Source organism: Streptomyces sp. NPDC091682 (assembly GCF_044756625.1).
Classification (GTDB): domain Bacteria; phylum Actinomycetota; class Actinomycetes; order Streptomycetales; family Streptomycetaceae; genus Streptomyces.
The window spans coordinates 410,237-432,107 of record NZ_JBIVTH010000001.1 but is presented as its reverse complement, the minus strand read 5'-3'; the positions used below and the strand labels follow the sequence as shown (position 1 = coordinate 432,107).

Sequence of the window (21,871 nt, the reverse complement as noted above, 5' to 3'; positions counted from 1 at the left end):
TCACCGCATGATCAAAGGAGTGATGTTCGACTTCTCCGGCACGTTGCTGCGCGTCGAGTCGACCGAGGAGTGGCTCGCCGCAGCCCTCGCCGAGACCGGTATCCCGCTGGCCGAGGAGGAGTTCGGCGAGGCGGCGCGACGGCTGACCGAGTACGGCGCACTGCCCGGCGGGCTGTCGCCCCGGCACGTGCCGGCACACCTCGAACCCCTCTGGGAACAGCGGGACATCAGCCCCGAGCAGCACCGGGCCGCCTACGGGGGCCTGACCCGTGCTGCCGGGATCACGGACCCGCAGCTGGCCCAGGCGCTCTACGACCGCCACATGACCCCCGTCGCCTGGCGCCCCTACCCGGACACGGGGCCCACCCTGCGCGCACTGCGCCGCCGGGGGCTCCCGGTGGCCGTGGTCAGCAACATCGGATGGGACCTGCGGCCGGTCTTCCGCGCGCACGGGCTCGACGCGCTGGTCGACGCCTACGTGCTCTCCTTCGAGCTGGGCGTCCAGAAGCCCGATCCGGTGATCTTCCGAACCGCATGCGACCGGCTTGGCCTGGCCCCCGCCGATGTGCTGATGGTCGGCGACAGCATCGAGGCGGACGGCGGCGCGCGGGCGCTCGGCTGCCCGGTGCACTTCGTCGAGCACCTCCCGGTCGACCAGCGGCCCGGCGGACTGGCCCCGATCTTGGACCTGCTCGGGCCCGCATGACGGTCGTCGCCCCGAGGGCGGGCCGGGCCCGCCGCCACGGTGGCCGGATCCGGCAGCGGTACCGGGGTGTGCGAAGCCCGCCGCGGCGGTCAGAAGCCGGGCCGGGCGCCCGTGCCGCGGTCCCACGCGGAGCGGGTGGCTCCGAAGCCGCTCTCGTGCACCCAGACGTGGGTGCACCCGGGGCACTGGAGGTGGAGCATGCTGCCGGTGTTGGTGAGCAGGTAGCGCCAGTGGGTGGAGCAGGTGCGCCGCTGTTCACAGGGTTCGCAGCCGCGCGCGTCCGCACACCTCGGGCAGGCCACCCAGGCGCGGCGCCCGGGGTCGGCCTGCGGGTCAAGCGGCAGCACGGCCGTCTCCGCGCGAGGGCAGCACACCGGCCGCCACCAGGTCGTCGTAGAGGCGCTGCTGCTGGGCGTCGAGCCCGGAGTAGAGCAGGTCGTACGCGGCCTCCTCGCCGAGGAGCACCTCCATCGGATCCCAGTCCGGGCCGAGGGCCGCCATCACCTGGGCGCGCCGGAGCACCTCCTGCGAGGTGAGGTCGACGGCGAAATCGACCAGCTCGGACGCGTCGGGGGCACCGGAGGCGTCGAACTGCGGGGTGGGGTCGTGGGGGGCCATGACATCGAAGTTAGGTAGCCCTTCCTTCTTCGGTCAAGAGGGGGTGGGCGGAGTCACATTCCGCTGGTCAGACGGTGTGCGGGCGGAGACACAACGCGCCCGACGGGACGGCGGGTCCGGGAGCAGGGCGTGACAAATGTAATGGCGTGTCAAGGTGCTTCTCCTTCTGGAGGTTGATGCCCGCTTCGTCCTGGCGGAGGAGGTCGCGGCGCGGGTCGGTGGCGAAGAATTGAAGGGACCAAGATCGCCGGGCCCCACCGGGCCACCGACGAGGAGCCGCCGTGCCCCACACCCGTCCTGCCGACCGACCCGCACCGCGACTGCGCCGCGCCGCCTCGGCCACCGCCGTCGCCTTAGCCCTGCTGGCGGGCCTCGCGCCGGCCGCGAGCGCCGCCGTCCAGGAAACGCCGAGCGCCTATGGCCAGGACGCCGGCCGGCGCCTCGACCGGCCCCAGCTGCAGGCGGGGCTGAACGCGATCCACGAGGCGGGCATATACGGCGTCTACTCCGGGGTCCGCGACGGCCGCGAGCGCTTCGACGGCGCGGCCGGCCTCGCCGACATCGCCACCGGGCGCAAGGTCCGCCCCGACCTCCGGCACCGCGTCGGCAGCGTCACCAAGACGTTCACCGCCGTGGCCGTCCTCCAGCAGTCCGCGAAGGGCCGGGTGGACCTCGACCGGCCGGTCGGCGACTACGTGCCCGAGCTGCTGCCCGGCGAGCGCGGCCGCAAGGTGACCGTACGCATGTTGCTCAACCACACCAGCGGCATCTACGACTACGTCGGCGACGCCTTCCCCTCCCTCCTGAAGGGGACCACGGAGAGCCTGGACGAGCACCGGTACCGCACGATCAAGCCCGCCGAGCTGATCGGCTACGGGGTGGCCCGGCCGCAGCTGTTCGAGCCCGGCACCGATTGGTCCTACTCCAACACCAACTACGTGCTGCTCGGCGAGGTGCTCCGCAAGGTGACCGGCCAGGACCCGGAGCAGGTGATCACGCGGGACGTGATCCGGCGCGCGGGGTTGCGCGACACCTACTTCCCCGGCACCGACCCGCGCATCCGCGGCGCTCACGCCCGCATGTACGAGAGCTTCTACGGGATCATCGACCCGCCGCGCGACTACAGCGACTACAACATGACCTGGGCCGGCACCGCCGGCGCCCTCGTCTCCACCCCGCAGGACCTCAACACCTTCTACCGCGCCCTGCTGGGCGGCGATCTCCTGCAGCGCCGCCAGCTGGACCAGATGCGGACCACCGTCGACGTCAAGGACGAGACGGGCACCGTGTACATGCACTACGGCCTCGGCATCTACTCCATGGACACGCCGTGCGGCCCGGCCTGGGGTCACGACGGGGGAGTCTTCGGCGCCGGCACCTGGGCCCTGTCCAGCCCGGACGGCCGCCGTCAGTTCGCCATCGGGTACAACCTGATGAAGTACCAGCGCCTCAACGCGGCCGGCAAGGCCCTCGAGCCGCACCCGGCCGACGCCGCGCTGGTGGACTACCGCGACCGGTCCCTGTGCGGCACCACCACCGCGCCGCACACCCCGGACCCGGCCGCGAAGAACCGCTCCGCCGAGACCTCGTCGGCCCAGGCCCCGTCGGCCGAGGCCCCGGCCGCTCCGCGCGTACTGCCCCAGAACGTGCCGGTGCTCCCCGGACCGCTGTCGGCTCCCGTCCGCTGATCGGACACGGGTGGGGCGTCGTCCGGGTTCTTACAGATCTTACGGATCTTACGGATCCGTGACGTGCGGCCCGGTACGCGTCGCGCCGGACCGTGCGCGGCTTAGCGTCGGGGCATGCGCGTACTTGTGACTGGAGGCGCGGGCTTCATCGGCTCGCACATCGTCGCCGAGCTGATCGGTCGTGGCCATGAGCCGGTGGTCTTCGACCTGGTGGACAACGGGCGGGCCGGGCGGGACGTTCGGGACCCGGATGCCGTGGCGCAGGCGCTGGCAGGCGTGGACGCGGTCTGTCACCAGGCGGCCAAGGTGGGGCTCGGGAAGGAGTTCGGGGACGCGCCCGGCTACGTGTCGGCCAACGACCTGGGGACCGCGGTGCTGCTGGCCGAGATGGCACGGGCGCGGGTGCCGCGGCTGCTGCTCGCCGGGTCGATGGTCGTCTACGGCGAGGGACGCTACGAGTGCCCCGCCCACGGCACGGTCCGGCCCGGCCCGCGCGCCGAGAGCGATCTGCGGGCCGGGCGGTTCGAGCCGCGCTGCCCGGTCTGCGGCGCCGACCTGGCGCCGGGGCTGGTCACGGAGGACGCCCCGACGGACCCCCGGAACGTCTACGCCACGACCAAGCTCGCCCAGGAACACCTCTCCTCCTCCTGGGCCCGGGCCACCGGTGGACGCGTCATCTCGCTGCGCTACCACAACGTCTACGGGCCGGGGATGCCCCGCGACACCCCGTACGCGGGGGTGGCCGCGCTGTTCAGGTCCTCGCTGGCGCGGGGCGAAGCGCCGCGCGTCTTCGAGGACGGCGGACAGCGCCGGGACTTCGTCCACGTGCGGGACGTGGCCGCGGCCAACGCGGTGGCGCTGGACCACCTGGCCCGGGGGGACGCGGGCGCCGGCCCCGCGGGCTTCACGGCGTACAACGTCGGCAGCGGTGACCCGCGGACCGTCGGCGACATGGCCGGGGCACTGGCCGCCGCCTGCGGCGGCCCGGCCCCGGTCGTCACCGGGGAGTACCGGCTCGGCGACGTCCGGCACATCACCGCCGACTCGGTGCGCCTGCGCCACGAACTGGGCTGGCGCCCGGCCGTCCCCTTCGCCGAGGGGATGGCCGAACTGGCCACGGGCCGGGCCGTTCCCTCCCGGACGGGGAGGGAACGGCCCGGCCCCAGCGGCTTCTAGCGCGACCGCGACAGCCGTACCCCGCGTCACGGGACCGGCCCCGCGGCCGAGGCCGTTCGGCAGGCGGGCTGACGGTCCGGGCCCGCCGTACGGGCGCAGGTCCCGGACCGCCCGCCGGGGTCAGCGGAACGAGTCGATGTTCTCGCTCACCCATGCGTCGTACGTGCGCGGTGGGCGGCCGATGACGTCCTGTACGGACGGCCGCTGGTCGAGCGTCCACCGGAGGAGCTCGGCGTACCGGGCGCCGTACACCTCGAGCGCGTGCAGCGTCACGTCGATCGCGCCTTCGGGCCAGCCGAGGTCGCGCCAGACCGCCCGGCCGTCGTCGGGCGTCAGATCGACCGTGCCGATGTCCCGGCCGAGGGCCGCGGCGATGCTCCGTATCCGTGCACGGGTGCCCAGTGGTGGGCCCACCGCCTCCACGACCGTCCCGACGTGGTCGTCACCGGTCAAGGCGGCGGCCGCCACTGCGGCGAGGTCCTCCTCGTGGATGAAGGGGTAGTGCCCCTCGTCGAGGAAGGCCTCACGGACCACCCCGTCGGCCCGGACGGTGTCGGGCCAGTCCGATCCCGTGGCCGGGTAGGTGCCCTCGATGACGGCGCCCATCACGGCCGACGGCCGGATGTGCGTCCAGGCGAGGCCCGAACCCTCCACGGCCTTCTCGATCGCCAGCCAGTACCAGGTCTCCGGCGGGTTCGCCTCCTCGTACTCCGGCCCGTGGGACGACAGCAGGACGACCTTCGCGGCGCCGGCGTCCCGAGCGAGGACGAGCGCTTCCCGGACCGTCGACGGACGGGCGCCGGCGAGGAACACGGACCCGACGCCGTCGAAGGCCCGGGCGTACTCCAGGGGGCGGGTGATGGACCCTTCCACGACTTCGACCGCCTCGGGCCAGCCGTCGCACTGGTCGGGTTCGGCCAGCACCCGCACGTGCCGGCCCGTGGCGAGCAGCTGTCGCGCCAGGCACCGGCCGACGATCCCGGTCGGACTGTTGCCCTCGTCCTTGCGGGGGCTGACGACGGTCAGCAGACAACTGCGTTCGCCGGGCGACGCCGTCTCGTCGTGCTCGAACCTGTCCATGGCAAGAACCTTCCACGCGTAGGCGAAGATCTTGCACCTGGCCCGGACACCGGACGGCCGTAGCCGTGTCCCGTGCCGGGGGGACCACGGCTGCGGATCGAGGTCGAGCAGCGTAACAGGCAGCAGTGGCCCGGGAACAGGGGCCTGGGTCGGGGTCCTGGGAGCGGGTCCGGCGGCCGGTGCCGCTCGGCCGATGCAGTGGACCTCACGGGCTTCCGGTCGACACGCCGACCTCGGGGCTAGCACATCGGTGCGGTTGAACACATTCTGTAATCGTCCGCTACACTCAGCAACCATAGTAGGAGGAACGGCATGGCCGAGCAGAACGAGGAAATCGCCGCCGATCGAGTCCTTTCCGTGGAGGAAGGGGTCGCGATCAAGCAGCGCGTCACGGCGAAGAAGGCACTCAAGACCTGGCGCTGGATGGGCAACTTCGGCGATCCCGCCGAAGCCGCCGCCGTCGCGAATTCAAACCCACCGTGTCTGGCCGGGGAAGTCATCTTCACCATCAACGGCAGCCTGACCCCGGCCTGGATGTTCTTCTGACCTCGACCTGAAGAAGGGCGGACCTCAGCCGGTCGCGGCCGGCAGGGTCAGTTCGAAGCGGCAGCCGCCGGACACGTTGTGGACGTCCGCGCGGCCGGCGTGGGCCTCGACGATCCCCCGGACGATCGCGAGGCCCAAGCCCGCGCCCGAGGGAGGGGTACGGGCCGGGGTGCCGCGCCAGCCCGTGTCGAAGACGCGCGGCAGGTCCTCCTCGGGGATGCCCCCACAGGCGTCGGTGACCGAGAGCACCACGGAGTCCGCGCGGCGTTCGGCGGCGATCGCGACCGTCCCGTCGGACGGAGTGTGGCGGATGGCGTTGACCAAGAGGTTGGACAGCACCCGGGTCATCTCCTTGCCGTCCACCTCCACCGGAAGCGAGGCGACCCCCTCGCCGACCAGCCGCACGCCGTGCTCGCGGGCGAGCGCGTCGGTGCCGGCCAGGGCATCGCCCACCAGGTCGTGGAGGGACATCCGGGTCAGGGTGAGGGACAGCGCTCCCGCGTGGATGCGGGAGAGCTCGAACAGGTCGCCCACCATGGAATTGAGCCGGTCGACCTCGGTCCGGATCTGCCGGTGGTACCGGGCGGGATCGGCCGCCATGCCGTCCTCCAGCGCCTCCGACATGGCGCGCAGCCCGGCCAGCGGAGTGCGCAGATCGTGCGAGATCCAGGCCACGAGCTCGCGCCGGGAGGCCTCCAGGGCCCGCTCGCGCTCGCGGGACGCGGCCAACCGTTCGCTGGTGCGGGCCAGCTCGCGGCTCAGCGCCGTGAACTCGGCGGGAGCGGGCACGGCCGGTGCCGCGAACGTACCCTCCTCCCCGAAGACCCGCGCCGCGCCGACGAGTTCCCGGCAGCGCCGGACGACCTGACGGCCCAGCAGCAGCGCGGTGGCCATCGACACGACCGCGGCCGTCGCGACGACCGTGGTCACGACGGCCAGGTCGTGGGAGGACAGGAACATCGCCCAGGCCACGGTCAGCGTCCCGGCGAGCATCGCGGACACCGCCACCGCGGCGACGATCGTGAGGGAGACGGCGACGCTGCGCCGGCGCAGCATCCGCAGCGCCACGGCCCCGAGCAGTCCGGCGGCGCCCGCGCCGAGGAGCGCGTACAGGGCGATCAGCAGGAGGTCACGCATGGCCGTCCTCCGTCCGGAAGGCGTGCTCGGCCCCGGTGTCCGGGGCGGGCTCGAAGCGGTATCCGGCACCCCAGACGGTTCGGATCAGCTGCGGGTTCCCCGGGTCGTCCTCGATCTTGCCGCGGAGCCGCCGGACGTGCACGGTGACCGTCGACAGGTCGCCGAAGTCCCAGCCCCAGACCTCCCGCATCAGTCGCTCCCGGTCGCAGACCTGGCCGGGGTGGCGCAGGAAGTACGCGAGGAGATCGAACTCCCGCAGGGTGAGCGCGAGCTCCCGGCCCTCCTTGTGGACCCGGCGGGCCGCCGGGTCCAGTACCAGACCGGCCACCGCGAGACGCGGACCGCCCTCCGGACCGCCCTGCGGAGTACCGGCCGGGGCAGCGGCCTGCGCCCGGCGCAGTACGGAGCGCACCCGCAGCACGAGCTCCCGCGGGCTGAAGGGCTTGGTCACGTAGTCGTCCGCGCCCACCTCCAGGCCCAGGATCCGGTCGTCCTCGTCACCGCGCGCGGTGAGCATGATGACGGGAACGGGCCGGCCGCCGTCCTCCCCGGCGCGCAGCCGGCGGCAGACCTCCAGACCGTCCATCCCGGGGAGCATCAGGTCGAGGACCATCAGGTCGGGGCGGAGCTCCTCGGCGGCGCGCAAGCCGGTCGGGCCGTCCGCCGCCAGGCGCACTGCGAATCCGGCCCGCTCCAGGTATCCGGCCACGACCTCCGAGACGGTCGGGTCGTCGTCGACGACCAGAACGCTGCCCTGGGCGCCGGCCCGGGCGGTCCCTGCGGTGCCGGGACCCTCGTTCGTACTCTCCACATCGCTCACTGCCATGCCCCCAGGCTGTCACCCGCCCGGCCCCCCGTGTGCCGCCGACCCCCTCTCGGGGGACGGCGTCCGTGTTTCGTAAGGTCTGCGGGCCCCTTTTCCGCGGTCCCGGTTCCTACGGTGTGGAGGGTGACTTCATCAGCTTGTGCTCCGCCCCGCGCGGACCTCGTACTGCCGTGCCTCGACGAGGCACAGGCGCTGCCCTGGGTGCTGGCACGCGTGCCGGACGGGTGGCGCGCCATCGTCGTCGACAACGGTTCGACCGACGGCTCGGCGGAGATCGCCCGGAGCCTGGGCGCCACCGTCGTGCACGAAGACCGGCGCGGGTTCGGCGCCGCCTGCCACGCAGGGCTCCTCGCGGCCCGTGCCGACCTGGTCTGCTTCTGCGACTGCGACGCCTCCATGGACCCCGGCCTGCTCGCCGCCATGGCGGCGAGCGTCGCCGCGGGCCAGGTCGACCTGCTGCTCGGGCGGCGCCGCCCGCAGGGGCGCGGCGCCTGGCCCGTACACGCCCGGGCCGGGAACCTCGCGCTCGCGCGGATGCTGCACCGCCGTACCGGACTGCGGCTGCACGACCTCGGACCGATGCGGGTCGCGCGCCGCGAGGCGCTCCTCGGCCTGGAACTGACCGACCGGCGCAGCGGCTACCCGCTCCAGATGGTCGTACGGGCCGCCGACGCCGGCTGGCGCGTCGCCGAGACCGACGTCCCGTACCTGCCCCGCTCCGGGAAGTCCAAGGTCACCGGCACCTGGCGGGGCACCTGGCAGGCGGTGCGGGACATGCGCAAGGTGCTCGCAGAGCCCCCGGGCATCCGGTCCGCGCCCACCGAGGGGGTTCGCGCATGAGCACCCTCCTCGTCATCGCCAAGGCCCCCGTAGCCGGCCGGGTCAAGACCCGCCTCACCCCGCACTTCACCCCCGAGCAGGCCGCCCGGCTGGCGCGCGCCGCGCTCCAGGACACGCTGGCCGCCGTACTCGACGCCCCGGCCCGACGGCGCGTCCTCGTACTGGAGGGAGAGCCCGGCTCCTGGCTGCCGGACGGCATCGAGGTCGTGCCGCAGTGCGCCGGCGGGCTCGACGCCAGGCTGGCCGCGGCCTTCGCCCGGGCCGCCGGACCGGTCCTGCTCATCGGCATGGACACGCCGCAGGTCACCCCGGACCTGCTCGCCCGCGGCCTCGACTTCAGCGAGGCGGACGCCTGGTTCGGCCCCGCCGACGACGGCGGGTTCTGGGCGCTCGGCCTGGCCGAGCCCGATCCGGCCCTGCTCCTTGGCGTACCGATGTCCCTGCCGACCACGGGCGAGCTGCAGCGCGCCCGACTGACCGCCTCCGGGCGGGCGGTACGGGACCTGCCCGAGCTGTGCGACGTGGACACCCCGGCCGACGCGGCGCGGGTCGCCGCCGACGTGCCCGGTACCCGCTTCGCCGCCCTGCACTCGGGCCTGCGCCCGGTGACACGATGACCGCCCAGCTCACCGAACCCGCCCTCGCCTGGCGGGCCGACCCCTATGCCGACGCGCTGCGCGCCGGCCAGGGCCCCCTCTACCTGCGGCGCTCGGACGGCTGGCTGCTGCCGCTGGAGGTGGAGCGGTGGTGCGCCGAACCGGACGAGGCGGACGAGGGCGTCCTCGCCCGCTGCACGGGACCCGTGCTGGACATCGGCTGCGGCCCCGGGCGCCTCGTCGCCACCCTGGCCGCACGCGGGCACCGGGCGCTGGGCGTGGACGTCACACCCGAGGCCGTGGCCCGTACGACGCGGGCCGGCGGCAGCGCCCTGTGCAGGTCGGTCTTCGATCCGCTGCCCGGCGAGGGACGCTGGGGCACGGTCCTGCTCATCGACGGCAACATCGGCATCGGCGGCGACCCGGCCGCACTGCTCCACCGCGCCGCCCAACTCGCCGCCCCGGACGGTTCCTTGCTGGTCGAGGTCACCACCGCCGACGTGGACGAACGCGTAGAGGTCCACGTCGATGACGGCCGCGGCGGCCACGGGGCGCCCTTCTGGTGGGCCCGGCTCGGCGCCCGCGCCCTGTGCGGCGAAGCCGCGGAAGCCGGCTGGACCCGGTCCGCCACCTGGCAGGCCGCGGGCCGCAGCTTCGTGGACCTGCGGCGCTGACAGGACCTGAGAAAGGGGGAGTTGCTGCCCACACGGGCAGCAACTCCCCCTTCGCCGTGCCCCTCGTCAGCGCCGCAGGGCCGCGCGCCGCCGTCGTGCCCGAGCCCACGCGCACGCCCCCGCGTACCCGGCCGCGAGCACGCCGACCGCGGCCATCGCCAGCAGCCAGTTCCGTGGATAGTCCAGCGGCAGCACCGACGCGTTGGCCACACCACCGGGGCGCAGGAGCGGCGGCAGGGCGATCACCGTCAGGGACCCCGCGACGACCAGTGCGGCGCGCGGGACCCCGCGCAGGCGCAGGCCCGCCGCCGCGCAGAGCGCCCCGACCGCGATGACCAACGGGGCGACCAGCCCGTCGTGCACGAGGACCCCGCCCGCCAGCCACAGGGCGATCCGCCACGGCTCGGGCTCCCGCACCAGCAGGAAGCCGCCGAACGCCATGACGGCCAGGCCGAAGCCGCCGACCGCGTACCGGAAGGACATCACACCACCTCCAGTCGTCCGACCCACTTGGTCTGGAGCACGCCCGGCCGGTTCGGGGCGATGATCCGTGCCGGGTAGCCGTGGTCCAGGGACAGCACCTCGCCGTTCAGGCGCAGCGCCAGCAGGGTGAGCGGGTCCTGCGCGTACAGGCGGCCCATCTCCATCACCCGGTACGCGCCCGCCACTTCCAACGACACCACCCGGCAGCGTGCGTCCGGCCCCCCTCCGGCCCGCTCGAGCAGGTCCCGCACCCGCACCCCCGTCCACCGGGCGGACTTGCTCCAGCCCTCCACACAGGCGATGGGCAGGGTCACCTCGTGCTGCGGGAGCGCGCGCAGCTCCGCCAGGGTGAGGACGGCCGGCCGCGGTCCGGCCAGGGTCAACCGCCAGTCGGCCAGCGAAGCCTCCGTGACGCGCGCCGCGGCGGCCGTACGGTTCACCGGCAGCCCCTGCGGACCGTGGGCCGGGCTGCGCGGAGCGAACAGGTCCAGCGGACCGAGCGCGGTGACGGACTGCCCGACCGTGGTCAGCGTGACCGCGCCAACCCCCGCCGCGACGGCCGCCAGGAGCTGCCGCCGGTCCGGTCCGTCGGCCTCGGGAAGCGCCAGGGTGCCGGGGGAGCGGCGGGTGAAGTGGTCACGGATCCGCGGCCATTGAACCGCGAGGTGCAGCAGCAGCGCTCCCAGCAGCAGCCAGGCGACGGCGTAGTGCACGGGCACGAACGAGAACGGCCAGGGGTACCACTGGAAGGTGTTCAACAGCCCGGTGAACAGCTGGAAGACCGCGGCGGCGACGAGCACGGCCACCGAGAGGCGTTCCAGCGCGTGCCGCACGGACCGCAGCGGCGGCCACGCGAAGAGCCGCGGGTAGACCGTCCACAACTTGGCCAGCAGCAGCGGGACCGCGGCGATGCCCGACGCCACGTGCAGGCCCTGGCTGAGCCGGTAACCCCAGTACGGGCGGCTCGGCAGCCGGTCGACGAGCCACGCCGGCGGGTGCTGGAGGACATGGCTGAGCACACCGGTGGCGAAACAGACGACGACGGCGAGCCCGAGCAGGCGGCCGATCACCGTCGCGGTACGGGCGTCGTGCAGCCGTGCCGTGAAGGTGATCGGCGGGTTCGGGGGCGGAGTGAAGCGCATGCTCCCATGACACCCCGCCGACGGTCCGGCGGGCGGGCGGAACACCTTACGGAATGCGGACGTGCGGGACGGCGGACGCACCGTGCGGCCCCGTTGCTGGAACGCTGCGGGGGTGAAACCGCCCACCGCCCCGACCCTTCCGCCCCTCCCGGCCGTCCCGCCACTCCCGGCCGTCCCGACCGCAGTCGCGGCCCTCGCCGCCCTGACCGCCGCCCTCGTCCTCACCGTCCACCACGACGGCTACTTCACCGACGCCGCGGGGCTGTTCCTCCGGTACGCGGCCTGCTGGGTGCTGTTCGCCCTCGCCCTGCTCGCCCTGCGCAGGGTCCCTACCGACCGCGTCGTGCCGCTGCTCCTCGCCGGGACCCTCGCCGTCACCGCCACTGGGCTGGTGGCCCCGCCCCGTACCAGCACCGACTCCTACCGCTACGCCTGGGACGGGCGGGTCCAGTCGGCCGGCATCTCCCCGTACGACCACGCCCCGCAGGATCCGGCACCGGCCCGGCTGCGCGACCCCTGGCTCTTCCCCACGGGCGCCGCCTGCGCGGGCCCGGACCGCGCCCCGATTCCCGGCGGCGGCCCCGTCCCGCACTGCACCCGCATCAACCGGCCCGCCGTGCACACCATCTACCCGCCCGTCGCCGAGGCGTACTTCCTGGCGGTCGACCAGCTCTCCCCGCACGGAGCCCGGCACAAGCCGCTCCAGATCGGCGCCGGCCTCCTCTCCCTCGGCGTGAGCGGCGCGCTGCTCCTGATCCTGCGCCGCCGGGGCCAGGACCTGCGCCGGGCCGCGTACTGGGCCTGGTGCCCCGCCGTACCGATCGAAGCCGTGAACAACGCGCACGTGGACGTCCTCGGCGTGCTGCTCGCCGTGACCGGCCTCGGTCTCGTCGCGGAGCGCGGCCTGCGCCGCCGGGCCGCGGGAGGCCTGGTCCTCGGCGCCGCCGTCGCCACCAAACTCATGCCCGCCGTCGTCCTGCCGGGCGCGCTCTCCGGGGTGCGCCGGATCCGCGACGCGGCCGCCGTCCTGGTCCCCGCCGCCGCCTTCACCCTGCTCTCCTACCTGCCCTACGTGCTGCTCTCGCACGACTCCGTCCTCGGCTACCTCGGCGGCTACGTGGACGAGGAGGGCTACGACGACCCCTCCGCCGGCTCCCGCTACGCCCTGCTCCGCCTCGCCCTGCCCGACAGCTGGACGCTCCCGGTGCTCCTGGCCGCCATGACGGGCGTGTCCCTGTACGTGATGCTGCGCGGCGACCCCGGGCGGCCGTGGAGCGGCGCCCTCCTGGTCACCGGGTGGGCCTTTGCGCTCCTCACCCCCGGCTACTCCTGGTACGCCCTGCTCCTGATCGCCCTCGTGGCCCTGGACGGACGCTGGGAATGGCTCGGCCTCGCCCTCGCGGGCGCGGCCGTCTACCTCCTCGCACCGGCCTTCGGCCACCGGCCGGCGCTGAGCGCGACCGCCTACGGCGCCGCGGCCCTCGTGATCGTGGTGGCCGCGGTGCTCCGGCGGCGGTGGGAAACCGGCCGGCCCGGCGCCGGGCCGCGCCCCGAGACCGCCGGGGGCGGGCAGCGACCGTTCGACGACCGGATCAGGAACTCGTGAGGATGACGAGCTGCTGCGTCGCCCGGGTCATGGCGACGTAGCGGTCGACCGCTCCTTCGATCCCCGTGCCGAAGGTCTGCGGGTCGAGGAGGACGACGAGGTCGAACTCCAACCCCTTTGACAGCCCCGGGGTCAGCGACCGGACCCGGGAGGTCTCCCGGAAGGCGCCGGCCCCGCCGTCCTCGGCGCCGATGACGCAGGCGACCCCGTCGGCGTGCACGTCCAGCCAACCGTCGAGGACCGCGTCCAGATCCGCGACGGAGCCGTGCACGACGGGAATGCCGCTCCTGCGGACCGAGGCCGGCACGTTCGCGTCCGGGAGCGCTTCCCGGACGGCCGGCTCCGCCACCGCCATGACCTCCTCGGGCGTCCGGTAGTTGATGCTCAGCGAGGCCACGTCGACCCGGTCGAACCCGATCCGCTCCAGCCGCTCCCGCCACGACTCCGTGAACCCCTGCCGGGCCTGGGCGCGGTCCCCGACGATGGTGAAGCTCCGGGACGGGCAGCGCAGCAACAGCATCTGCCACTCCGCGTCGGTCAGTTCCTGCGCCTCGTCCACGACGACGTGCGCGAACGGCCCGGCGAGCAGGTCCGGGTCGGCCCCGGGCAGCGCGCCCTCGTCGACCAGGCTGTCCTGCAGGTCCTTGCCGCGGAGCATCGTCACCGCGCCCTCACCGTCGTCATCGGCCGCGAGCAGGTCGTCGATGACCCCGGCCATGCGCTCCCGTTCGGCCGCCACCGCGGCGCTCCGCCGCCGCAGCCGTCGAGCCGACTCCGGGTCGCCGAGCCGCTGCCGCGCCGCGTCCAGGAGCGGCAGGTCGGACACCGTCCAGGCCCGGGCGTCGGCGCGCTGCAACACCGCCGCGTCCTCGCGACTGAGCCACGGAGCACACATCCGCAGGTACGACGGCACCGACCACAGGTCCCCGACGAGGTCGGCCGCGTCGATCGTCGGCCAGGCGCGGTCGAGCGCGGCGACCAGCTCCTCGTCGTACCGCAGCGATCTGCCGAACAGGTCGGGCGAGAGGTCCTCGTCGTCGAGCTTGTCGAGCAGGATCGTCACCAGCTCCTCCCAGATCTGCTCCCGCGCTTCGTTGTGCGCAGTGCCGGCGACGGCCTCGAACGCCTCGGCCCAGTCGTCCGGGCTCAGCCGGACGTCGGCCCACGGGGTCGTGACCGTCATCCCCTCGGTCGGCGGCTCCTCGTAGATCCGGACGGCCTTCTCGATCGCCTTCACCATGTCCGCGGACGACTTCAGGAAGGCCACCCGCGGATCGGCCTCGGCCCCGGCTGCGGCCCCCTCGGCGACGAGGTCCCGCACGGTGCAGGTCTGCACGCCCTCCTCGCCGAGGCTGGGCAGCACATCGGCGACGTAGGCCAGGTAGGGCTGGTGCGGACCGACGAACAGCACGCCGCCCCGACGGTGACCGAGGCGGGGGTCGGAGTAGAGGAGGTGGGCGGAGCGGTGCAGCGCCACGACGGTCTTGCCCGTGCCCGGACCGCCGTCGACGACGAGGGCGCCGCGCGAACCGGCGCGGATGATGGCGTCCTGGTCGGACTGGATGGTGGCGAGCACGTCACGCATCCGCGGCGACCGGCTGCCGCCCAGTCCGGCGATGAAGGCGGACTGGTCGTCGAGCGCGGCGTGCCCCTCGAACCCGTCGGCGGTGAACACCTCGTCCCAGTAGTCACCGATCCGGCCGCGGGTCCAGCGGTACCTGCGGCGGCTCGCCAGGCCCATCGGGTTCGCGTGGGTCGCGGCGAAGAACGGCTCGGCCGCGGGAGAGCGCCAGTCGATCAGCAGTCGGCCCCCCGCCCCGTCGGTCAGACCGAGCCGCCCGACGTACACGGGCTCGGGGTCGTCCTCGCTGACCATCCGCCCGAGGCACAAGTCCAACCCGAAGCGCCGCAGCGCCCGCAGACGACCCGTCAGCCGATGGATCTCCACGTCCCGGTCCATCGCCTCCCGGCCCAGGCCGCCCGGCGACCGGCGCAGGCCTTCCAAACGGTCGGACAGCTCGGCGATCGTCTGTTCCAGGCTCCGGGCGACGGCCGCGAAGTGCTTCTCGTCGCCGCCGATCAGCGCCGGGTCGGCCTTGGGGGAGAGACGGGCGGGAAGGTCGAACGCACTGGCGGTCAGGGCAGTGATATCAGCAGCTCCGATCTGCGGGGGTACACCCGCGAACTCATCGAACGACCCGTCAACCGACAACAGTGCACGCACTATGGGGATCTCCCGTTTTCGCAGGTCCTGGCTTCGAGGAGCGATTCTGCGGTACGAGCGGGGCCTTGCCGCAAGCCCCCCTGTGCGTTATAACTTGAGAGTGGAAAGGAGTGGTCCCCTTTCCCCGACTGTCCGTTCCCTGCGGGCGTCTCCCCCCGTCAATTGGGGGTCGAGGAAAATCCTTCGGTATTGCCGTGGCTCAGCCAGTGGGCGATGTCGGCGATGACCGCAGGGTCGACATGCTGCGGAGTCGCGTATTCCACCGGGGTGGACGGTCCCGAGCCGGGGAAGAACAGGTGGTCGTCGGCTTCGTGGACACGGATGTCGACCTCCGGGCGGCCGGCCAGGCCCGTCCGCCATCGCACCAGGTCGTCGGCGACGGTGACCTGGTAGTCGCGTCCTCCCTGGAGGATGAGCATCGGCTTGCCGAGTCCGGCCGCGATCGCGACCGGGTCGTAGTCGCGCAGTTCGAGCCAGTACGCCGCGGACAGGCCGAACGGCAGATCCGCCGAGGGGGTCGAGGGCGTGAGCTCCGCGCTGTCGACCAGGGCGGCCTGCCGCCGGAAGGTCTCGACGACCGCGGGTGGGACCTGGTCGGGGAGCAGGGTGGCGAGGTGGCCGGCGACGCGGACAGCGGCGTGGTGCATCGGCTGCGTGTCACCAGCCATGATCACCAGGCCCGCCACCGAGGGTGCGGCGGCGGCGACGGCGGGGGCGGCCTTGCCGCCCATGCTGTGGCCGAGGACGAAGATCCGCTCGGGGTCCACCGAGCGGTGGCTGCGGAGCAGGTCGACCGCGTCCACGGCGTGCGGCACGTATTCCTGCGTCATCGTCAGGTTCGCTGCCGCGGCCGCATCGCGGTGGGCGAAGGTCGCCTTGTCGAAGCGCAGCACCGTCGCCCCGCGGCTGGCGAGCCCCCAGGCCAGGTCCTTGAACGGCTTGTTCGGCCCGATGCTCTCGTCGCGGTCGAACGGCCCGCCGCCGGCGAGCAGCACCACACCGGGGCCGGGAGCCCGATCGCGGGGGACACTCATCGTGCCCGACACCGCGAGCGGGCCGGTGCCGAGGGTGACGTCGTGTTCGTCGAAGCGGCCGGGCTCGGCATAGGGCGGTGGCGTCCAAGTGAGTTCCGGGCCGGTCGTGGACTGTGTCGCAGCGCCGTCTGGCATCCCATCACAATCTTTCGCAATTGATGCGAACGGTAGCATGTTATGAGATCATTACGGCATGGATGCTTTCGGACTCTTGGCTCATCCGGTGCGGTTGCGCGTGGTTCATGCGATGTGCGGAGGCAGGGAGCTGACCACCGGCGAGCTGTGCGACCGCATTCGGGACGTCTCGAAGGCCACGGTCTACCGGCACGTCGACCTCCTCGCAGCCGGCGGGATCCTCGAAGTCGCCGGGGAGCGACGCGTGCGCGGCGCGGTCGAGCGCCGCTACCGGCTGCGCCGCGACCGCGCCGGGATCAATGAGGAGGTCGTGGCTTCGCTCTCGCCGGACGACCACCGCAGCGCGTTCGCCGCCGCTCTGGCGGTCCTGGCGGCCGAATTCACCGGGTATCTCGACCGCGACACCGCCGACCCGGTGGCCGACTCGGTCGGCTACCGGCAGCACGCGGTCTGGCTCAGCCCCGGGGAACTGCGCGGGATGATCGACGGGATGCGGAAGGCGATCGCCCCCCACCTGGCCAACGAGCCGTCACCCGTCCGCACGCAGTACCTGATCAGCCCGATCCTCTTCCCCGTGGAAGCGCCGCCGGCCGGGACCGGCGCCGACGGCACTGCCGCGGAAGGACCGGAGCCCGGAACCCTGTAGCCGAGTCGCCGTGCCGCGTCGCCCACCGCGTTCATGTCGCCCGCCGCGTTCATTCGTACGGCCGAACTGCGGATGCCGCTCCTGGCGCGCAGGGGCAGGCTGTGGGGCAACGGGGAGCCGCCACCGTCTGCTCCGACGCAGGTACGGCGTCATCCACCGATCCTCCGGGATCCACGGCTCCCGACCCCGTAGGAGGTCAGCCATGCAGGGTGACGAGAGCGCGGGCGAACTCGCGGCACTGCGGGCCAGGGTCGCCGCCCTGGAATCGGAGGCCGCACAGCGGACTCCACCGAAGCACCGGATGAAGTCGCTGCTGTCCGCCCTCCTGATCATCATCGGCTGCGTGCTGGCCCCCCTCGGCATCGTCGCGTCCTGGACGTCCAGCATCGTGGGGAACACCGACCGCTACGTCGCCACGGTCGCCCCCCTCGCTTCCGACCCGGACGTCCAGGCGGCCGCTGCGAACCGGGTCACCGCCGCCCTGATGGAGCACCTCGACCTCGAAACCCTGCTGGAGGACGTGGCTCCCGACCAACGGCCGCTGCTCCAGAAGGCGCTGGGCAAGCTAGGCAGCTCGCTGGAGGGTGCGGTCAGCAGCTTCGTGAAGGAGAAGGCCCAGGACGTCATCGCCTCCGATCAGTTCGAGACGATCTGGACCAACGCCAACCGCACGATCCACACCTCCCTCGTCAAAGCCCTGACCGGCAGCGGCGACGGCGCCGTGGAGATCAAGAACGACGCGGTGACCATCGACCTCGCCCCGGTGATCGAACAGGTGAAGACACGGCTCGTGGACGCCGGCATGGGCGTCGCGGCCAAGATCCCCGAGATCCACACCGACTTCACCGTCGTACAGTCCAATGACATCGGCCGGGTCAAGACAGGCTTCCGGCTCCTCCAGATCCTCGGTGTGTGGCTGCCGATCATCGCCGTCCTGCTCGTCGCGGCCGGCGTCCTGCTCTCCGCCCACCGGCGCCGCATCCTGGTCACCGCGGCCCTCGCGGTCGCGTTCTCCGTCGCCGTCCTCGGCCTCGGGCTGACCGTTTTCCGCACCGTCTACCTCAACGCGCTCCCGGACACCGTCTCCCAGGCCGCGGCCGGCTCCGTCTACGACGCGATGATCCGGCTCCTGCGCACGACGATCCGGATGGTCGTGGTCCTCGGCATCGTGATCGCCCTCGCCGCCTGGCTTTCCGGCCCCGGCAAGTACGCCACGGCGGCCCGCCAGATCTGGCACTCCGGAATCGTCGCCACACGTGCCACCGCCGACCGGCTGGGTCTGCGTACTGGCCCGGTCGGCCCGTTCATCCGGCGCCACCGCTCCTGGTTCACCTGGGGCCTGGTCGCCATCGCCGTCATCGTCTACGTCCTGTGGTCCTATCCCACCGGCTGGGTGGTCGTGGGACTCGCCCTCGCCCTGCTCTTCGCGCTCGCGGTCACGGACTTCCTCGCCGAGGACACGTCCGCCCCCGCCGAGGAGGCGACCCCGAGTCCGCACCCGTCATGACGGGGCGTCGGCCGGGCCGCGCGCGGCGGCGGGCTGGGCCGCCGGGATGCGCTGGGTGAAGAAGAGGGCGAGCAGGGCCGCCAGGGCGAGGAGGGCGAGCGCGGCCCGCAGTCCCTCGATCCGCGCCTCCTCGTTCGCGTCGAGCGCCGCCTGGGCCACCACCGGGTCGGTGCCCGCCGCTTCGAGGGCTTCACCGAGCTGCTCGTCCGACAGGAACGGGGCACTGCCGGCGAGGGCGGTGTGCGCCTGGGCCTTCACGTCGGCCGGGACCGCCGGATTCTGCTCGATGCTGGTGAGGAACGAACTCGTCAGCACGGCGATCATGATCGACCCGGCGAGGGCGGTGCCGATCGAGGCGCCGAGGTTGGTGACGGTGTTCTGGATGCCGCCGACCTCGGCGCTCTTCTCGTCCGGTACGGCCGACACGGTGACGGCTCCGAGCTGTGAGGCGAGCAGCCCGATCCCGAGCCCGATGAGCAGCATCGGCACGGTGACGACCCCCGCGCCGGAATCCGGGGTGAGGGCGGCCATGAGGATGACGGCGCCGGCGAACATCGCCAGGATCCCCCACCGCACGACGCGCCGGGGCGAGGCCTTCGGGCTGAACTTGGGGACCCCGATCGCGGCGGCCAGCAGCGTGATGGAGAGCGGAAGGATCAGCGCGCCCGTGTGGAGGGCGGACAGGCCGAGCGCCACCGACAGGTAGAGCGGGACGACGAAGAACACGCCCATCTGCACGAGGTACTGGAAGAGGAACATCGTCAGCCCGCCGGAGAGCTGGCGGTTCTTCAGCAGCTCCGGGTCGACGAGCGGCTCGCCGCCCCGCGACACCAGGCGCGCTTCCCAACGGAAGAACAGCCAGACCAGCATCAGCCCGGCCAGCACCAGCCAGACGACGGGGGAGACGCCGAACCACGAGGGGCCCTGGGCCTTGGGCCGGAACCAGCCCCATTCGCTGGTCCGCAGGATGCCGAAGACGAACAGCCCGATGCCCGCCGCGGACAGCACCGCACCGAACACGTCGATCCGCGGCCGGTGCTCGGGGGGCGCGTCGGCGATCCGACGGGCCAGCAGCAGGATGACGAGGACCATCACGACCTCCCCGGCGAACACCCAGCGCCAGGAGAAGAAGGTGGTCGCGAATCCACCGATGAGCGGTCCCACGGCGATCGCCACCGCTGCCGCCGCCGCGACCAGGCCGTAGGCGGCGGGCCGTTGGGCCTTGTCGAAGTTCGAGGCGACGAGCGCCACGATCGCCGGCAGGATCAGCGCCGCTCCCACACCCTCCAGGAACGACCAGCCCAACAGCAGGACCGTGAGGTTCGGGGCGAGCGAGGTCGTCAGGGACCCGAGTCCGTAGATCACGCAGCCGATCATGAACGCCCGCTTGCGGCCGATGAGCGCGCCGACCTTGCCACCGCTGATCATGAGCATCGCCATCACCAGCGTGTAGGCCGTGATCGCGCCCTGCATACCGCTCACCGTGGTGCCGACGTCCTCCGCCACCGTGGCGATCGAGACGTTCATCACCGAGCTGTCCAGGGCCATCAGGAACTGCCCGGCCGCGAGGGTCAGCAGGATGAGCTTCGTGTTACCCGCGTTCCCCGCCGTCCCGGCCGGGTCCGCCTGCGCCGCTGTCATGCGCGCAGAGTGCCACGGCCGCGGGAGGCGGCCGGGCACCCCGCCCGCCGTGTCAGCCGACTGGCCGAAGCGCCGGCCCGGTCCGGCTCAGGCCGCGACGGCGGTCACCCGCCCGGACGCGATGGCGTCCACCAGACGCTGGTGATCGCGCTCGTTGAGGTCGGCGTAGCTCTCCGCGAACCGCACGAGCGCCTGGTCGAACGCACCGCTACGGCCCAGGTACGCCGCGATGGCGATCCGGTCGCCGGACCGGGCGTGCGCCCGCGCGAGCGTCACGCCGCACAAACCGGCGAAGACCCGCATGCCGCGCGGCACCATCCGGGCGGGTTCGGCGATTCCCTTCCAGTCGCGCAGCTGACGTACGTAGAAACTCCGTTCGAGGCCGTCGAGCCCGTGCGTCTGCTGCCAGCCGAGGAAGATGTCGCTCGCGGCCTGCATCAGCCGCTGGCCGGCCACGACCCGCTCGCCCCCGGTGGCGTACTCGCTGGGACCCGCGTACGCGGCGAGCACCGAGTCACCGGCCTCCTTGGCCTGCAGGATCAGCGGGTCGTCGCCGTCGCGGCCCAGCAGCAGGACGACCCAGCAGCGCGTGCCGACGCTGCCGACGCCCACCACCTTGCGGGCCATGTCGACGATCGAGTACTGCTGCAGCAAGTGCTTGCGGTCCGACTGGAGACTGAGCTTGTACCGTCCGACGACCTCCCGGATCTGCTCCTCGACCGAATCCTGCTCCTGACCCGGCAGCAGTTCGGACGCCGGTGTAATCAGCTGCGGTACGGCGGCGAAACGGCGCCGGCCGTCGACCACCTCGGTCAGCTTCTCGAACGCCTGCAGGCTGTCGCGCCCGCGCGCCTTGCTCAGTGCCTCGGACACGTTCTTGCGGCCGCGGGTGTGGAGCGAGCCCTCCGCCATCGCCTGGAGGTGAGTCTCGTCCACCCGCGCGTACCAGACGTCGAGGGTGCGCATCCCGGCGAAGGCGCGCATCTGCTCGCGGTAGCTGCGCACCGCCGACGTCACGATCGACGCGCGCTCGCTGTCGGAGAAGCCGTTCTCGCGCCCCGCGATGACCAGGCTGGTCGCCAGCCGCTTGACGTCCCACTCCCAGGGCCCGGGCAGCGTCTCGTCGAAGTCGTTGATGTCGAACAGCAGGTTCCGTTCCGGGGAGCCGAGCAGCCGGAAGTTCAGCATGTGCGCGTCGCCGCACAACTGGGCCCGGATACCCGAGTCGGGTGTGCCGGCCAGGTCACCGGCCATGATCGCGGCGGCACCACGGTAGAAACGGAACGGCGATTCCGCCATCCGGCCGTAGCGGATCGGCACCAGCTCCTGCAGCCGGGTGGCGGACTGGCGCTCGATGACGTCCATCGGGTCCGCCCGGTCGGGAGCCGGCTCGAAGTCCCCGTGGGCGGATCGCGGGGTCGCCGCCCGGGCGGCCCGGCCGTTCACGGCACGGTCCTTGGCCGAGAGCCCGGGACCGCCGTCCGTCGCGGTCGGGGCCGCGGTCGCCGTCGTGTCGCGCATCGTCATCGTCGGACCTCCCGGCCACCAGGACCCCTGCCCCCAGCA

General features: G+C 73.0%; 21 protein-coding genes. 10 read left to right on the top strand and 11 right to left on the bottom strand.

Translation table 11 applies throughout. From position 1 onward, the window contains the following. Nucleotides 1-7: 7 nt before the first annotated feature. Complete coding sequence (locus tag ACIQK6_RS02125) at nucleotides 8-706, top strand: HAD-IA family hydrolase (protein ID WP_329105853.1); 699 nt, start codon at nucleotides 8-10, stop codon at nucleotides 704-706. Nucleotides 707-795: 89 nt separating this feature from the next. Here ACIQK6_RS02125 and ACIQK6_RS02120 read toward each other — a convergent pair whose 3' ends face one another. Together ACIQK6_RS02120 and ACIQK6_RS02115 are read right to left on the bottom strand one after the other, a co-directional pair. Then, nucleotides 796-1,053 carry a hypothetical protein gene (locus ACIQK6_RS02120; protein ID WP_329105855.1) on the bottom strand — a complete coding sequence of 86 codons (258 nt, stop codon included), beginning with the start codon at nucleotides 1,051-1,053 and terminating at the stop codon, nucleotides 796-798. Beyond that, a complete protein-coding gene (locus tag ACIQK6_RS02115) occupies nucleotides 1,040-1,324 on the bottom strand; it encodes a DUF6400 family protein (RefSeq protein WP_329105857.1) in 285 nt (94 codons plus the stop codon). Before ACIQK6_RS02115 ends, ACIQK6_RS02120 begins: the two co-directional genes overlap by 14 nt. Nucleotides 1,325-1,605: 281 nt before the next feature. On the opposite strand from ACIQK6_RS02115, the gene ACIQK6_RS02110 reads away from it, so the two are divergent. Further along, nucleotides 1,606-3,012 carry a serine hydrolase domain-containing protein gene (locus ACIQK6_RS02110; protein WP_402694129.1) on the top strand — a complete coding sequence of 469 codons (1,407 nt, stop codon included), beginning with the start codon at nucleotides 1,606-1,608 and terminating at the stop codon, nucleotides 3,010-3,012. A 114-nt stretch (nucleotides 3,013-3,126) separates the two neighbouring features. Beyond that, the gene (locus ACIQK6_RS02105) at nucleotides 3,127-4,188 is read left to right on the top strand and encodes an NAD-dependent epimerase/dehydratase family protein (protein ID WP_329105862.1); all 1,062 of its coding nucleotides are present in this window, start codon (nucleotides 3,127-3,129) and stop codon (nucleotides 4,186-4,188) included. Between the two features lie 120 nt (nucleotides 4,189-4,308). On the opposite strand, the gene ACIQK6_RS02100 is transcribed toward ACIQK6_RS02105, so the two are convergent. Then, nucleotides 4,309-5,268 carry an NAD(P)H-binding protein gene (locus ACIQK6_RS02100; protein ID WP_402694128.1) on the bottom strand — a complete coding sequence of 320 codons (960 nt, stop codon included), beginning with the start codon at nucleotides 5,266-5,268 and terminating at the stop codon, nucleotides 4,309-4,311. A 312-nt stretch (nucleotides 5,269-5,580) separates the two neighbouring features. Between ACIQK6_RS02100 and ACIQK6_RS02095 the strand changes: the two genes are divergently transcribed. Continuing rightward, complete coding sequence (locus tag ACIQK6_RS02095) at nucleotides 5,581-5,814, top strand: hypothetical protein (RefSeq protein WP_329105866.1); 234 nt, start codon at nucleotides 5,581-5,583, stop codon at nucleotides 5,812-5,814. Nucleotides 5,815-5,838: 24 nt separating this feature from the next. Here ACIQK6_RS02095 and ACIQK6_RS02090 read toward each other — a convergent pair whose 3' ends face one another. Beyond that, nucleotides 5,839-6,951 (bottom strand): HAMP domain-containing sensor histidine kinase, encoded by a 1,113-nt coding sequence (locus tag ACIQK6_RS02090; protein ID WP_329105869.1) that lies wholly within the window; start codon nucleotides 6,949-6,951, stop codon nucleotides 5,839-5,841. Next, nucleotides 6,944-7,777 carry a response regulator transcription factor gene (locus tag ACIQK6_RS02085; protein WP_329105871.1) on the bottom strand — a complete coding sequence of 278 codons (834 nt, stop codon included), beginning with the start codon at nucleotides 7,775-7,777 and terminating at the stop codon, nucleotides 6,944-6,946. Before ACIQK6_RS02085 ends, ACIQK6_RS02090 begins: the two co-directional genes overlap by 8 nt. A gap of 123 nt (nucleotides 7,778-7,900) precedes the next feature. On the opposite strand from ACIQK6_RS02085, the gene ACIQK6_RS02080 reads away from it, so the two are divergent. Genes ACIQK6_RS02080 through ACIQK6_RS02070 form a run of 3 tightly spaced genes read left to right on the top strand, consistent with a single transcriptional unit; the run spans nucleotide 7,901 to nucleotide 9,887 of the window. After that, nucleotides 7,901-8,617, top strand: a complete 717-nt coding sequence (locus tag ACIQK6_RS02080) for a glycosyltransferase family 2 protein (RefSeq protein WP_329105873.1) — start codon at nucleotides 7,901-7,903, stop codon at nucleotides 8,615-8,617. After that, on the top strand, nucleotides 8,614-9,234 hold the full coding sequence (locus ACIQK6_RS02075) for a DUF2064 domain-containing protein (protein WP_402694127.1): 621 nt from the start codon (nucleotides 8,614-8,616) through the stop codon (nucleotides 9,232-9,234). Before ACIQK6_RS02080 ends, ACIQK6_RS02075 begins: the two co-directional genes overlap by 4 nt. Continuing rightward, on the top strand, nucleotides 9,231-9,887 hold the full coding sequence (locus ACIQK6_RS02070) for a methyltransferase domain-containing protein (RefSeq protein WP_329105880.1): 657 nt from the start codon (nucleotides 9,231-9,233) through the stop codon (nucleotides 9,885-9,887). The genes ACIQK6_RS02075 and ACIQK6_RS02070 overlap by 4 nt, the downstream gene beginning before the upstream one ends. Nucleotides 9,888-9,953: 66 nt before the next feature. Here the strand turns inward: ACIQK6_RS02070 and ACIQK6_RS02065 are convergent, their stop codons facing one another. Together ACIQK6_RS02065 and ACIQK6_RS02060 are read right to left on the bottom strand one after the other, a co-directional pair. Continuing rightward, nucleotides 9,954-10,370, bottom strand: a complete 417-nt coding sequence (locus tag ACIQK6_RS02065) for a hypothetical protein (RefSeq protein ID WP_329105883.1) — start codon at nucleotides 10,368-10,370, stop codon at nucleotides 9,954-9,956. Then, entirely contained in the window at nucleotides 10,370-11,512 is a 1,143-nt protein-coding gene (locus tag ACIQK6_RS02060) for a molybdopterin-dependent oxidoreductase (protein WP_329105885.1), read from the bottom strand. Before ACIQK6_RS02060 ends, ACIQK6_RS02065 begins: the two co-directional genes overlap by 1 nt. Nucleotides 11,513-11,624: 112 nt before the next feature. Here ACIQK6_RS02060 and ACIQK6_RS02055 point away from each other — a divergent pair, with 112 nt between their 5' ends. Then, nucleotides 11,625-13,118 (top strand): glycosyltransferase 87 family protein, encoded by a 1,494-nt coding sequence (locus ACIQK6_RS02055; protein ID WP_402694126.1) that lies wholly within the window; start codon nucleotides 11,625-11,627, stop codon nucleotides 13,116-13,118. Here ACIQK6_RS02055 and helR read toward each other — a convergent pair. Together helR and ACIQK6_RS02045 are read right to left on the bottom strand one after the other, a co-directional pair. After that, entirely contained in the window at nucleotides 13,105-15,267 is a 2,163-nt protein-coding gene (helR, locus tag ACIQK6_RS02050) for an RNA polymerase recycling motor ATPase HelR (protein WP_329108213.1), read from the bottom strand. The two genes, ACIQK6_RS02055 and helR, sit on opposite strands and share 14 nt — an antisense overlap. Nucleotides 15,268-15,500: 233 nt before the next feature. Next, nucleotides 15,501-16,511, bottom strand: coding sequence for an alpha/beta hydrolase family protein (locus tag ACIQK6_RS02045; protein ID WP_402694125.1), 1,011 nt, complete (start codon nucleotides 16,509-16,511; stop codon nucleotides 15,501-15,503). A 58-nt stretch (nucleotides 16,512-16,569) separates the two neighbouring features. Between ACIQK6_RS02045 and ACIQK6_RS02040 the strand changes: the two genes are divergently transcribed. After that, complete coding sequence (locus ACIQK6_RS02040; RefSeq protein ID WP_402694124.1) at nucleotides 16,570-17,157, top strand: helix-turn-helix domain-containing protein; 588 nt, start codon at nucleotides 16,570-16,572, stop codon at nucleotides 17,155-17,157. 202 nt (nucleotides 17,158-17,359) lie between these two features. Next, on the top strand, nucleotides 17,360-18,664 hold the full coding sequence (locus tag ACIQK6_RS02035; RefSeq protein WP_402694123.1) for a hypothetical protein: 1,305 nt from the start codon (nucleotides 17,360-17,362) through the stop codon (nucleotides 18,662-18,664). Here ACIQK6_RS02035 and ACIQK6_RS02030 read toward each other — a convergent pair. Together ACIQK6_RS02030 and ACIQK6_RS02025 are read right to left on the bottom strand one after the other, a co-directional pair. After that, complete coding sequence (locus ACIQK6_RS02030; RefSeq protein ID WP_329105897.1) at nucleotides 18,659-20,305, bottom strand: MFS transporter; 1,647 nt, start codon at nucleotides 20,303-20,305, stop codon at nucleotides 18,659-18,661. The genes ACIQK6_RS02035 and ACIQK6_RS02030 overlap by 6 nt on opposite strands. Before the next feature lie 87 nt (nucleotides 20,306-20,392). Further along, the gene (locus ACIQK6_RS02025; protein ID WP_402694122.1) at nucleotides 20,393-21,832 is read right to left on the bottom strand and encodes a DUF2252 domain-containing protein; all 1,440 of its coding nucleotides are present in this window, start codon (nucleotides 21,830-21,832) and stop codon (nucleotides 20,393-20,395) included. Between the last annotated feature and the right edge of the window lie 39 nt (nucleotides 21,833-21,871).